We start from the raw sequence: 13,083 nt of genomic DNA on the forward strand, positions 1-13,083 counted from the left end.
CGCCTCCCGGACACCTCCGGACAGTGCGGCGCCCCGGCACCGTCGGGGTGCCGGGGCGGTGCGGGCGTCGGGCGGGTCAGACTCCGGAGCCGGCGCCGACCTCGACGCCGTGGTCGGCGGCGAGCCGGCGCAGATCGTCCAGCTCCTCCTGCTCGACCTCGACACCGAAGTCGTCGCCTTCCTCGCGGGCGCGGTCCAGCTCGTTCTCGGCCTTCTTGATGCGCTGCAGAATGCCAGCGGTGAAAGCGTCCATTGTGTGCGCCCCCTCGTCGTCGGGTCGAGGCACTTGGGGGTGTGCCGACGGTTCAGATCACGGAGACCGTCCCTCCGGCTACAGCCTGTGTGCCGTGCCGGGAAGGGAGGCTGGGAAACGTGATCGGCGGGTGTGGAATCGTCCTCCCCGCAGTACCCGGGGTGGAAACATCGGATCCGCAGAATCTTTGGGTGCCCGGCTGCTTACCACCGGTTTACTCCCATTGCAGGCAGGATGGAGCTGTTCACCAGCACCGATCCGTGCTCCCACGCACCACGAGAAGGGACCCCGCCGTGCGCGTACTCGTCGTCGAGGACGAGCAGCTGCTCGCCGACGCGGTGGCCACCGGCCTGCGCCGGGAGGCGATGGCCGTGGACGTCGTCTACGACGGTGCGGCGGCCATCGACCGCATCGAGCTGAACGACTACGACGTCGTGGTGCTCGACCGCGACCTGCCGCTCGTCCACGGCGACGACGTGTGCAGCAAGGTCGTCGAGATGGGCCTGCCCACCCGCGTGCTGATGCTGACCGCGGCGGGCGACGTCCGCGACCGCGTCGAGGGTCTGGAGCTGGGCGCGGACGACTACCTGCCCAAACCGTTCGCCTTCAGCGAACTCACGGCGCGGGTGCGCGCCCTCGGCCGGCGCAGCACCCAGGCGCTGCCCCCGGTGCTGGAGCGGTCCGGGATCAAGGTCGACCCGGGCCGCCGGGAGGTGTACCGGGAGGGGCGTCTCGTGCAGCTCGCGCCGAAGGAGTTCGCGGTGCTGGAGGTGCTGATGCGCGCCGAGGGCGGCGTGGTCTCCGCCGAGCAGTTGCTGGAGAAGGCGTGGGACGAGAACACCGACCCGTTCACCAACGTCGTACGCGTCACCGTCATGACCCTGCGCCGCAAGCTCGGCGAGCCCCCCGTGATCATCACCGTGCCCGGCTCGGGCTACCGCATCTGACGTCCCCGACGCACCCCCACGTACCCCGACGGATGGCCTCATGGACGACAACAGACGCTCCGCGTCGGAAGGGCTGCCCGCCGGCACCCCGCCCAAGCCCACCTGGGAACCCCGGGAGGCCGCGGCGCCGTACTGGCTGCGCCCGACCATCCGGATACGACTCACGCTGATCTACGGCGGGATGTTCCTGATGGCCGGCATGGTGCTGCTGGCCATCATCTATCTGCTGGCCGCCACCGCCCTGGACAGCCTCTCGACCCCGTTCAAGCTGCTGGAGAGCAGCGGCACCGTGAAGTTGTCCAGCGGGGCCTGCCCAGAGGTCTCGGACGCGAACACGTACGACCAGTTCAACAGCATCCTGGAGGCCTGCATCGAGCGGCGCCGCCAGCTCGCCCTGGACTCCCTGCTGCGCAAGTCGCTGCTCGCGCTGCTGGGCATGACGGTCCTGGCGTTCGCCTTCGGCTACGTCGTCGCCGGCCGGGTGCTCTCGCCACTCGGCCGGATCACCCGCACCGCGCGCAGCGTGGCCGGCTCCGACCTGCACAAGCGCATCGAGCTGGACGGGCCCGACGACGAGCTGAAGGAGCTGGCCGACACCTTCGACGACATGCTCGACCGGCTCGACCGGGCGTTCAACGCCCAGCAGCGCTTCGTCGCCAACGCATCGCACGAGCTGCGCACCCCGCTGGCGATCAACCGCACCCTGCTGGAGGTCCAGCTCTCCGACCCGGAGGCCTCGCCGGAGCTGCAGCAGCTCGGCAAGACCCTGCTGGCCACCAACGAGCGCAGCGAGCTGCTGGTGGAGGGCCTGCTGCTGCTGGCCCGCAGCGAGAACGAGATTGTCGACAGAAAGCCGGTCGACCTCGCCGAGGTGGCCTCCCAGGCGCTGGACCAGACCCGCGGCGAGGCGCAGACCAAGGGCGTCGAGCTGCGCGGGGTGCGCAAGCCCGCGTACGTCCAGGGCAACGGGGTGCTGCTGGAGCGGGTGGGGCTGAACCTGGTGCAGAACGCCGTGCGGTACAACGTCCCCGAGGGCGGCTGGGTGGAGGTGGCGACGGAGGCGCAGCCGGGCGTCGCCGTGCTGACGGTCGCCAACACCGGACCGGTCGTCCCGGCGTACGAGGTGGACAACCTTTTCGAGCCGTTTCGGCGGCTGCGCACGGAGCGTACGGGCAGTGACAAGGGGGTAGGACTGGGGCTGTCCATTGTGAGATCCGTCATTCGCGCACACGGCGGAACGGTGACCGCACAGCCTCGCGAGGGCGGGGGCCTGGTGATTCACGTCGCCCTGCCCATGCAGACTGTGTGATACGTCACATTCCGCCCATCCCGGTCGTGTGCGCTGCGTCATCGCCGTATTCCGGGAAAAGCCCGTAAGATCCGCGTTTCCGCAGGATGTGGTCACGGGAAGTACACGGGGTGGCGTGCACGAGAACGGCCCGGGACCGCGTATGGTCCCTTTCGCCATCCGGCCGCGATCACCCCTACGGGGGTCGGCTGGGTGTCGATTGCGTAACAGACCTTGATGTGAGGCAAAATCTCCGCTTCGGGTCGGGCACAAGACCGGCCTCTCATGCGTTACGTGCGCTGGAGACTCACTGACCACCCGGAGGGGGAGAGCGAAGAATGGCAACGGACTACGACACCCCACGCAAGACAGACGACGACGTCAACGAAGACAGCATCGAAGAGCTGAAGGCGCGGCGCAGCGACAAGTCGGCCGCCGCCGTCGACGTCGACGAATTCGAGCAGAACGAGGGGCTGGAGCTGCCCGGTGCGGACCTCTCCAACGAGGAGCTGTCCGTGCGGGTCCTGCCCCGCCAGGAGGACGAGTTCACCTGCATGAGCTGCTTCCTGGTGCACCACCGCAGCCAGTTGGCCGCCGAGAAGAATGGCCAGCCGATCTGCCGCGACTGCGCGGCCTGAGGCCGGCCGTGGCCCCCACGGCCGGCTCCGGGCCCGCCGGGCCGAAGACCGGGATCCTGCAGCGGACGCGCCCCGACCGGCGCGTCCGGGCGGCGTTGGAGCGGGCGGCCGACGCCATCGTGCAGACAGCGCCGCGCGTCCCGGTCCGCGACCTGGCGACCCTGCGCCGGCAGTTCCCCGGGCTCGGCCCGGAGGAGATCGCCGACCGGCTGATCGCCGGTGCGGTGAGGGGGAGCGCCACGGTCGGCGCGGGCATCGGAGCTGCGGCGATGATGCCCGCGCCGCCAGCCATGCCTGCCGAGCTGGCCGCCGAGATCGTCGCGGTGGCCTCGATAGAGCTGAAGCTGATCGCCGAGCTGCACGAGGTCTACGGGGTACGGGCGGCGGGCCCGGCGCGGCAGCGGGGCATGGCGTACCTCGGCGCCTGGACCGACGAGCGCGGCATCGACGCCTCCGTGCTCATGGGCGGCGTCAGCTTCGACGCCGTACTCGGCGCGCCCATGCGCCGCCGGCTGCGGCAGCAGGTCCTCAAGCGCACCGTGCGGAACCTGCCGAGCCTCGCCCCGTTCCTCATGGGCGCGGCCGCCGGTGCGCTGATGAACCGCAGGGACACCCGCAAGCTCGCCGAGCGCATCCGTGACGACCTGCGGGCCCGTCAGGTCCCGTGGGACGCGCTTCCGCCCGCCGACGGGGAGCCGGGGGCGTCCGACGACCCCGGGGGCCTCACGGGCGCCGGTGGCGCCGCGGGCACCGAACTGCCGAAGGGCGATCCGCGGGCGCTGCCGCCGGGCGAGCGCTGACGCGCGCTCCCCGGTCCCGCCCTCAGCCCGCGGCGGACCGCAGCGCCGCCACCAGCCGCTCCGGCTGGCGCGTGGACAGATAGAGATACGGCGTGGGGTCCTCCGGATCCGTGACCTCCACCCGCACCGCCGTCGGGATGTACCCCCGCAGCAGCATGTACGCGCGCGTGTCCGCCTTGTGCGTACGCCAGGCCCGCGCCTCCTCCGCGTCCAGCGCCTGCGCCTCACCCAGCGCCGTCAGCGGGACCCGGGCGTCGTCGGTGACGAGCTTCCCGGCGACGACGCGGATCCGCGCCGAGCCGTACGAGCTGACGCCGACCGCCGCCAGCGCCGTCCCGCCGGCGAGCCCGGCCAGCAGCGGCAGCGTCCCGAAGGGCGTCAGCACCAGTGCCAGACACACCCCCGTGCCCACCGCCAGGCCCCACCAGGACCGCGGTGCGCTCAGCCGCTCCTCGTAGCTCTGCGTCGTCTCCATGGCCCCAGCCTCCCACGGCCGCCGACCGGGGCTCGGCCACGGGTCGTGCGCGCAGGTAGGCTCTGGCCGCGTGACTGCAAGTGACAAGCTGACCCCGCCGCCCGGCGCCGCGGAACCCGTGCGGCACCCGGACGCCCCGGCGCCGGGACAGCTCCTCGGCTCCCACTACGACCAGTGCTTCGGCTGCGGCAGCGGCCAGGAGCACGGCCTGCACCTGGCCGCGCGGGCGGGCGAGGGCGTGAGCGTGACCGCGGAGTTCACCGTCAAGGCCGCCCACCAGGGCGCCCCGGGCCTCGCACACGGCGGGGTGCTCACCTCCGCGCTCGACGAGACGCTGGGCGCGCTGAGCTGGCTGTTGCGCACCATCACGGTGACCGGCCGGCTGGAGACCGACTTCGTGCGCCCGGTGCCGGTCGGGACCACCCTCCACCTGGCCGCCCACGCCCGCGCCGTCGCCGGCCGCAAGATCTACTCCACCGCCGTCGGCCGTCTGGACGCCCCGGACGGACCGGTGGCCGTACGCGCCGACGCCCTTTTCGTGGAGGTGAACGTGGACCACTTCGTCGAGCACGGCCGGGACCGCGAGATCCAGGCCGCGATGGCCGACCCCGACCAGGTCCGCCGGGCCCGCGCCTTCGAGGTGAACCCGTGACGGCGGGGCGGGAGCCGGTGGACGTGCTGATCCGCCGCGTCGACCCCGAGGTACCGCTCCCGGCGTACGCGCACCCGGGCGACGCCGGCGTCGACCTCGTCACCACCCGGCCCGCGGAACTGCCCCCCGGTGAGCGCGTCGTCCTGCCCACCGGCATCGCGCTCGCGCTGCCCGACGGCTACGCCGCGTTCGTCCACCCGCGCTCCGGACTCGCCGCCCGCTGCGGCGTGACGCTCGTCAACGCCCCCGGGACGGTGGATGCCGGGTACCGTGGGGAGATCAAGGTGAACGTGGTCAACCTCGACCCGCGCCGCCCGGTGCGGTTCGAGCGTTTCGACCGTATCGCCCAGCTCGTGATCCAGCAGGTGGAGAAGGCCCGCTTCCACGAGGTGGCCGAGCTCCCCGGTTCCGCCAGGGGCGAGGGTGGGCACGGTTCGACCGGAGGGCATGCCTCCCTCGGGGACCGCAAGGCCGTTCATGGATACGCTTCGGTCGTTGCCGACCGGGAAGGACAGTGACGTGTTCGGACGTCGTCGCAAGGGGCAGGAGGAGCCCGCCGACAAGCTCGCCGACGGCGTGGCCGCCGAGGACGCCGAGGAGTCGGCGGACGAGCCGGAGGACGGGGAGGAGCGCCGCTACGCGCTGCCCCCCGAGGAGCGGCCCGACGGGCCGTGGGACATCGGCGAGGTCGAGGACGCCAGCCGCGGCCGGGTGGACCTCGGCGGCCTGCTCGTCCCCGGGGTCGAGGGCATGGAGCTGCGCGTCGAGGTGGCGGGCGACTCGATCGTCGCCGCGACCGTGGTGCTGCGCGACAGCGCGATTCAGCTGCAGGGCTTCGCCGCCCCGAAGAACGAGGGCATCTGGGGCGAGGTCCGCACCGAGATCGCCAACGGCATCACCAAGCAGGGCGGCATCATCGACGAGCGCAAGGACACGCTCGGCTGGGAGCTGCGCGCGCAGGTGCCGGTCAAGCTGCCCGACGGCAAGAGCGGCATGCAGGTCGTGCGGTTCGTCGGCTGTGACGGCCCGCGGTGGTTCCTGCGCGGGGTGATCTCCGGCCACGCCGCGGTGCAGCCGCAGGCGGCGGGGGTGCTGGAGAAGATCTTCCGCGAGACCGTGGTCGTACGCGGTGACGGCCCGATGGCGCCGCGGGACCCGATCGTGCTGCAGTTGCCGACGGACGCGCAGATGGTCCCGGACGGGGTGCAGCAGGACGAGGCGAGCGAGGGCTCGCGCTTCGCGGGCGGCATCGACTCGCTGGCGCGCGGCCCGGAGATCACCGAGGTGCGCTGAGCGCTCCGCGCGGAAGCGGTGGTACGGCGGCGGGCCGGGTCATGACGACCCGGCCCGCCGCCGTGGTGTGTGGAGGGCGTCGGGCGGGCCGGGGAGCCTGCCGGCGGCGGGCGTAGCGAGGCGGCGCGGGGGGTCGGACTCCCCTGTCCGGCCGTGCGGTTGCGCGGCTTGAGATGCCGCCCGGGGACGCGGGCGCGAGGTGGCGGGTCTCCGTGCCGTCCCCGAGCGCTCCGGCCGGGCGCGTGCCCCTGCCGGCCGCGGACGCCGCCCTCGCGTAACGAAGCGGTCAAGGCGGGTTCCGGGGCTGCCCGGGGCGGTGCGGCTCGCTTATTCTCCCGGAATCCGGGACATGGGGGGACCGTTGACGGCGACCGTCGCGCGGCCGGGGCGTCGGTTTCCGCCGGTGCTGCGACAGAGCGCGCACCACGGCCTCGTGCTGGCCGCAGCCGCGCTCGCCCTCCTGCTGGCCGTCACCGTCCTCGCCGCGCTCGTCGCGGTCGCCGAGCAGGCCGCCGAGACCGGGGCACGCGAGCGGCTCGCGGCGGATCCGGACGCGGCGGTGCGGATCAGCGGGGCGTACGACCCGGACGCCGTGGCGCGCGCGGACGGGCCGGTGCGGGGCGCGCTGGCGCGTACGTACGGCGACGTGCCGCACCGGACGACGCGGCTGGTGCGGGCGCCGGCCGCGCGGGAGCAGCAGTTGGCCGTGGCCGGGAGCGGCGTCGGCGGACGGGGCGCGGTGGGTCTGTCGCTGCTGTGGGCGGAGGACACCGGTCGGCAGGCGCGGCTGACGGAGGGGGAGTGGCCGCGGGCCGGGGGCGGGGCCGAGGGGCGGGTGGAGGTCGCCCTCGACGAGGGGTACGCGGCGCGGCTGGGCCTGACGACGGGCGACGACTTCGCCCTGGGCGGCGACGAGGACGCCGCCGCGAAGGGCAGCGGCGGGGAGGGCTCCGCCGCGGGCTCGGACGGGGGTGGTTCCGGCTCCGGAGACGAGAGCGGGACCGACGCGGGCCGGGGGGCCGGCGGGGCCGGTGCGACGGGTGATCTCGCCGCGCAGCCGCTCGCCATGCGGGTCTCCGGCCTCTATGTGCCGCGGGAGCCCCGTGCGCCCCTCTGGCAGGACCTCACCGGGACCTTCGGCACCCCCGACAGCGTCGGGCTCGTCGACCGGCGCGCCTTCGCCGCGCAGCCCGCCCTCCGGCGGGACGCCACCGCCACCTGGCTGGCCGTGCCCGACGCGCGGCGGCTGCGGCTCGGGCAGGTCGAGCCGCTGCGGGAGCGCGTCGTCGCGCTGGATGCCGGTGACGCCGAGCGGGTCGTCTTCGGCCGGGACGGCGGGCTCGCCGAGGTGGCGATCGACACCGACCTGCCGTACGCGCTACGCCGGTTGGACGTGCCCGTCGCCGTCGCACGGGCCGGTACGTACCTGCCGGTGGCCCTGCTCGCCTCGCTGGCCCTGGCCGCGCTCGTGCTGACCGCCCGGCAGCTCGCCCGGCACCGCGCCGCCGAGCAGGTGCTGCTCGGCAGCCGCGGCGCCGGGCCGCTGCGGCTCGTCGGCGGTGCCGCGGCGCAGTGGGCGGCGGTGGCGCTGCCCGCCGCGCTGGCCGCGCCGTATCTGGCCGGCCCGCTGCTGCGCGGGCTGGCCGGGGCGGGGCTGCTCGACGGGCCGGCGCCGGGAAGTGCCGCGACCCGCGCGGGGTGGACGGTCGCCGCGCTGGCGCTGGCCGTGCACGCCGCAGCCGCGCTCACGCCCGTCGCCCGTGCCGCAGGGGACCGGCGCGCGGTGGCCCGGCTGCGGCGGCGGGTGCCGCGGCTGGCGGCGTACCAGAGGGCGGGTTCGGACCTGGCGCTGGCCGCCGTGGCCGCGGTGGGCTGGCTGCAGCTGGTCACGTACCGCACGCCGGTCGCCGACTCCGGCGCCGTCGACCCCGTCGTCGTGCTCGCGCCCGTCGCCCTCACCGCCGCGACCGTGCTCCTCGCGCTCCGCCTGCTGCCGCTGGCCGCCCGCGCCGCCGACCGGCTCGCGCGCCGCTCCGCCGGCCTCGTCCTGCCGCTGGGCGGCTGGCACCTGGGCCGCCGGGCGGCCGGGCACGCGGGGCCCGCGCTGCTGGTGTCCCTCGCGCTGGCCATCGCCGCGCTCGGCGCCACCGCGCTCGCGGTGCTCGACCGCGGCGACCGCGATCAGGCGGCGTTCGCGGTCGGCGCCGACCTGAGCGTCGAGGCCGGGCAGGAGGGCGCGGGGTTCGCGCCGCGTGCGGAGCGCCACGCGCGCTACGGCCGGCTGCCGGGCGTCGCCGCGGCCACGCCGGTGGTGGACTGGGACGTCACCGTCGGCACCTCGTTCGCGGGGATGACCGCGCTGGACTCCGCGGAGGTGCTGCCGACGCTCCGTACGGGCGCCGCCGCGGGCCCCGTGCCCGCGGTACGGGACGGGGCCGGCCTGCCGTACGACGTGCTCGCCGTGCTCGGCGGCACCGCGTCCGCGCCGGACCACGGGCTGCCGCTGCCCGGCCGCCCCGACGCCCTCGGCATGCGCGTGCGGCTCGACGCGGACGGCCCCGGCACCGCCGAGCCGTTCACGCTCACCGCCACCCTGGAGGACGCCGACGGCCTCGCGCACACCGTCTCCGCCACCCTGCCGCCCGCCGACGGCCGGGCGCACCGGATGAGCCTGCCGCTCGGCGCGTACCAGCACCCGCTGCGGCTCACCGGACTCCAGCTGCGCACGGAGGAGGAGAGCGCGCAGCGCACGTACCGGCTGACGATCGACGACTTAGCGGGCGCCCCGCGCGGCGCGGGATGGAAGGACCTCATCGGCGGCGAGCGGCCCGACCGCGGGCGCGCCGGCTGCCCCGGCCGCAAGCCGGCGCCGACGCGCGGCATGCCGCCGCGCCGCGCCACCGGGTTCGTCCTCTGCGAGATACGCACCGGCCCCGGCACGCTCTTCGACGGCGTGCTGCGCGGCCCGGACACCTCGCTGCCCGAGGAGTTGCTGAGCTGGCAGCTCCAACTCGGCCTCACCGGCCAGGGCAAGCCGCGGCCCGTGCCCGTGCTCGCCACCGACGCGCTGCTCGCCGCGGGCCAGGCGGAGGTCGGCGAGACCCTGCGCGCCGGGCTGCCCGGCGGCACGGAGCTGCGCGCGCGGGTCGTCGGCAGCGTCGACGCCGTCCCCGGCACCGACCCGCGGCGGGGGCGGCTGCTGGTCGACACCCGGGTGCTGGCGGCGTATCTCGTCCGGGCCGGTCTCGACCCGCCGGTGGAGTCGCACTGGTGGCTGGCCGTGCGCGGCGGCGACGCCGGTGCCGCGCGCGCGGCCGTCGAGCGACGGCCGGAGCTGGGCACGGCGCGGGACGTGCCGGGGGAGCGGGCGGAGCTGGCGGCGTCGCCGCTGCGCGAGGGCACGGACGGGGCGCTGCGGCTGTGCCTGGTGCTGGCGCCGGCGTTCGCCGTCGTCGGCTTCGCCCTGCACAGCGTGCTGGCGGTACGGGCCCGGGCGCGGGAGTTCGCGCTGCTGCGGGCGCTGGGCGTACGGACGCGGCAGTTGACGGCGCTGCTGTGGGCCGAGCAGCTCTGCGTCGCGGCGTTCGCCGCGGCGGTGGGCACGGCGACGGGGGTGGCGCTCGCGGCGGCGGTGGTGCCGGCGGTGACGGTCACCGAGACCGGGGCGGCGGTGCACCCGGAGCTGGCGGTGGCGGTGCCGTGGCTGCGGGTGGCGGTGGTGGGGGCGGTGGTGACGGCGCTGATCTGCCTCGCGGTCACGGCGACGGCGCGGGCGCTGGCGCGCACGGACCTGGCGCGGGTGCTGAGGGCGGGGGACGAATGAGGGGGTGGCGACGGCGGCGTACTGAGCGGGCGGCGGGCCCGGTTCGTACGGGAAGGGCTTCAGGCGCGGCCGGCGGGGAACGAAGGGCCGGCGGCGCCGGCCGACCGCCCCGCCCCGCCCGCGGACCCCGCGCCTGGCGCGAGGCCCGTGCCGATCTCCCCGCCTTCGCGTGCCTCGGCGCGGTCGTCGCGCTCCTCGCCGCCGTCGCCACCGCCGCACCCCCGCTGCTCGACCGGGCCGCCGGCCGTGCGCTCCTCGACCGCATCGCCGCGGCGCAGGACGAACGCCCCCTGCTCACCCGCACCGTGACGTTCGGCCAGCCGGTCATCGGGCCCGCGGGGGAGGGCAGGACCGGCGTCGCCGAAGATCTGGAGCAGGCCGGGCTCGACGTGACCACCGGCTCCCCCGACGCCCTCGACGGCCTCCTCGCAAAGCCCCGGCACCAGGTCCTCGTCCCCGCCGCCACCCTCGACGCCCCCCGCGGCACCGCGGCCCTGTCCCTGCTCCACACCACCGACGCCCCCGGCCGCGCCGGCTACGCCGCCGGCCGCCCGCCGCGGGACACCGGCCCCGACGGGCCCGTCGAGATCGCCGTCTCCACGCGCACCCGCGACGCGCTGGGCCTGCGCCTCGGCGAGCGGCTGGCCCTCACCCCGCGGGTCGCCGAGCTCGACACCCCGGTCGTCGTCACCGGCTTCCTCCGCCCCGATCCCGCCGCCCGCCTCTGGCGCGGCAACCCGCTCCTCGCCGTCCCGCTCCCCGCCGGCCGCGGGCCCGCCGAGGCCCAGGCGCTCATCGCCCCCGGCGCGCTCGACGTCCTCCTCGACCGCGGGCTGCCGCAGCTCACGGCCGAATGGCGGCTCCGGCTGGAGGTGGGCGAGGCGGACGAGGAGCGCGACGAGGCCGCCGCCCGCTTCGCCGGCGACGACGGCCGCGCCACGCTGATCCGCGCCCTCGCCGCGTACGAGCGCGCCTCCGCCGACAACTTCTGCGCCGCCTCCGGCAACGCCCTGTGCATCTACGGCTCCCACCCCGCCCAGCGCCCGACCCGCACCGACGAAGTCCAGCCGCTCGTCCGCGACTTCGACGCCGAGTGGGACCAGGCCGCCACCGTCGTCTCCTTCGCCCTCGCCTCCGTCGTCGGCGTGGGCCTCGCCGCGGCCCTCGTCACCGCCCGGCTCGCGGTGCGGCGGCGGCTCGGCGAGCACCGGCTGCGGCGCGCCCGCGGCGCGTCGGCGCCGGGCATCGCGCTGTCCCGCGCCGTGCAGTACGCGCCCGTGGCCGGCGCGGCGCTGGCGGCGGGGTACGCCGGGGCGCGGCTGGCGCTGCCCGCAGGCGCGGCGCCGCCGGTGTGGCCGGCGGCCGCGGTCGCGGGTGCGGCGTGGCTGGCGCTGCCCGCGCTGACCTGGGCGGCGGTACGGGACCGGCGGCCGGCCCCGGGCCGCCGGGCGGGAGGCACGGGACGGCGGGTGAGCGCGGAGGCCGCCGTGCTGCTGCTCGCCGCGGCGGGGGCGGTGGCGCTGCGGGTGCGCGGCACGGGCGGCAGCGGCGCGTCGGACCCGCTGGTCGCGGCGGTGCCGCTGCTGTGCGGTCTGGCGGTCGTGGTGCTGCTGATACGGGCCTACCCGCCGCCGCTGCGCCTGCTGGCCCGGCTCGCGGCCCGCCGCCGCGGCCCGCTCGGCCTGCTGGCGCTCTCCCGCGCCGCCCGCGACGCGCCCGCCGCCGTGCTCGCGCAGCTCGTGCTCGTCGCCACCCTGGGCGCCGCGGTCTTCGGCGGCCTCGTCACCGGCACCGTCGAGGAGGGCCGCGGCGAGGCGCTCGTCTGGCGGACCGGCGGCGCCGACGCGGTGCTCACCGACGCCCGTACCCCGGCCGCCGACGAGGCGCTGCGCCGGGCGCCGGGGGTGGCGCAGGCGGTGCGGGTCCGGCTCGTCCGCACCGACCTGACCAGCGCCGCCACCGGCCTCGGACTGCGCGGCGCCGACGTGCTGGCCGTCGACGGGGCGGCGCTGCGCCGGGCCGACCCCGGCTCGGCCGCCGCGGCGGCGGTCGCGGGGCTGGGGACGCCGCGGCGGGACGACGCGGGGCGGCTGGTGCTGCCCGTGCTGGCCGGCGGGGAGCGGGGGGAGGCCCGTACCGGCGGGACGTACGAGACGGAGTGGCCCGGGGTGCGGGTACGCGTCGCCGGGCGCCTGCCCGGGGGCGCGGCGCGGGACGCGGCCTTCGGCCCGCTGTACGGGGCGGGCGGCGCGTCGCCGGACACGGACCGGCCGCTGCTGCTCGCCGACACCGCCGCGCTGGCCGCCGCGGACCGGGAGCGTGCCGCGGACACCCCCCGCGGCACGGCCGCGGTCCTGTACCACGGCACCGCCACCCCCGCCGCCCTGCGCGCCGCCGCGCCGGGCACCGGCTACGGCAGCCCGTACGGGGAACTGCTGATCGCCGCCGAGGAGCGGGCGGCGGACCGCGACGACGGCGTGCTCGGCGCGATCCGGGGCGCGCACGCCGTGTGCGCGGCGCTGGCCGCGGCGCTGGCGCTGCTCACGCTGCTCGTGGAACTGCTGCTCTCCGCACCCGAGCGCGCCCGCACCACCGCGTACCTGCGCCTCCTCGGCCTCGACCGGCGCGGCGCCGCCGCCCTCGGCGTCCTGCAACTCGCCCCGCTCGCCCTCGCCGCCGCGGCCGGGGGCCTCGCCCTGGGCCTCGCGCTGCCCGCGGCGCTGGGCCCGGCCCTGGACCTCCAGCCCCTCACCGGCGGCCCCACCGCCCCCTCCCGCCACCCCGACCACCTCCTCACCACCGCCCTGACCCTCGGCATGCTCGCCCTCGTGGCGGCGGCGGCCGCCGCCGACGCGGTGACGACCCGCCGCACCCGCCGCCTGACGGCCCTGCGCGTGGGGGACGACCGATGACC

Annotated in this window: 11 protein-coding genes; 9 read left to right on the forward strand and 2 right to left on the reverse strand. The window is 76.7% G+C overall.

Features of this window, described 5'->3' with window-relative positions; genetic code table 11:
• Window positions 1-76: 76 nt before the first annotated feature.
• Window positions 77-253, reverse strand: a complete 177-nt coding sequence (locus ABGA99_RS00335) for a hypothetical protein (protein ID WP_347581794.1) — start codon at window positions 251-253, stop codon at window positions 77-79.
• A gap of 293 nt (window positions 254-546) precedes the next feature.
• Between ABGA99_RS00335 and ABGA99_RS00340 the strand changes: the two genes are divergently transcribed.
• The 4 genes from ABGA99_RS00340 (at window position 547) to ABGA99_RS00355 (ending at window position 3,926) form a co-directional block, all read left to right on the forward strand.
• Entirely contained in the window at window positions 547-1,200 is a 654-nt protein-coding gene (locus ABGA99_RS00340; protein WP_347581793.1) for a response regulator transcription factor, read from the forward strand.
• A gap of 40 nt (window positions 1,201-1,240) precedes the next feature.
• Window positions 1,241-2,509 carry a HAMP domain-containing sensor histidine kinase gene (locus ABGA99_RS00345; protein ID WP_347581792.1) on the forward strand — a complete coding sequence of 423 codons (1,269 nt, stop codon included), beginning with the start codon at window positions 1,241-1,243 and terminating at the stop codon, window positions 2,507-2,509.
• A gap of 317 nt (window positions 2,510-2,826) precedes the next feature.
• Complete coding sequence (locus tag ABGA99_RS00350; protein WP_018838171.1) at window positions 2,827-3,126, forward strand: DUF4193 domain-containing protein; 300 nt, start codon at window positions 2,827-2,829, stop codon at window positions 3,124-3,126.
• Between the two features lie 8 nt (window positions 3,127-3,134).
• Window positions 3,135-3,926: a hypothetical protein gene (locus ABGA99_RS00355; protein WP_347581904.1), complete on the forward strand. Its 792-nt coding sequence runs from the start codon at window positions 3,135-3,137 to the stop codon at window positions 3,924-3,926.
• 22 nt (window positions 3,927-3,948) lie between these two features.
• On the opposite strand, the gene ABGA99_RS00360 is transcribed toward ABGA99_RS00355, so the two are convergent.
• Entirely contained in the window at window positions 3,949-4,401 is a 453-nt protein-coding gene (locus tag ABGA99_RS00360; RefSeq protein WP_347581791.1) for a DUF3093 domain-containing protein, read from the reverse strand.
• A gap of 70 nt (window positions 4,402-4,471) precedes the next feature.
• Between ABGA99_RS00360 and ABGA99_RS00365 the strand changes: the two genes are divergently transcribed.
• From ABGA99_RS00365 to ABGA99_RS00385, 5 genes are all read left to right on the forward strand, one after another.
• A complete protein-coding gene (locus ABGA99_RS00365) occupies window positions 4,472-5,053 on the forward strand; it encodes a PaaI family thioesterase (RefSeq protein WP_347581790.1) in 582 nt (193 codons plus the stop codon).
• Window positions 5,050-5,571, forward strand: coding sequence for a dUTP diphosphatase (dut, locus tag ABGA99_RS00370; RefSeq protein WP_347581789.1), 522 nt, complete (start codon window positions 5,050-5,052; stop codon window positions 5,569-5,571). The genes ABGA99_RS00365 and dut overlap by 4 nt, the downstream gene beginning before the upstream one ends.
• A 1-nt stretch (window position 5,572) precedes the next feature.
• On the forward strand, window positions 5,573-6,346 hold the full coding sequence (locus ABGA99_RS00375; RefSeq protein WP_347581788.1) for a DUF3710 domain-containing protein: 774 nt from the start codon (window positions 5,573-5,575) through the stop codon (window positions 6,344-6,346).
• A 403-nt stretch (window positions 6,347-6,749) separates the two neighbouring features.
• Window positions 6,750-10,169 carry an FtsX-like permease family protein gene (locus ABGA99_RS00380; protein WP_347581787.1) on the forward strand — a complete coding sequence of 1,140 codons (3,420 nt, stop codon included), beginning with the start codon at window positions 6,750-6,752 and terminating at the stop codon, window positions 10,167-10,169.
• Window positions 10,166-13,081 (forward strand): hypothetical protein, encoded by a 2,916-nt coding sequence (locus ABGA99_RS00385; protein WP_347581905.1) that lies wholly within the window; start codon window positions 10,166-10,168, stop codon window positions 13,079-13,081. The genes ABGA99_RS00380 and ABGA99_RS00385 overlap by 4 nt, the downstream gene beginning before the upstream one ends.
• Window positions 13,082-13,083: the final 2 nt, after the last annotated feature.

It is taken from the genome of Streptomyces sp. B5E4, from assembly GCF_039871555.1.
Classification (GTDB): Bacteria; Actinomycetota; Actinomycetes; order Streptomycetales; family Streptomycetaceae; genus Streptomyces.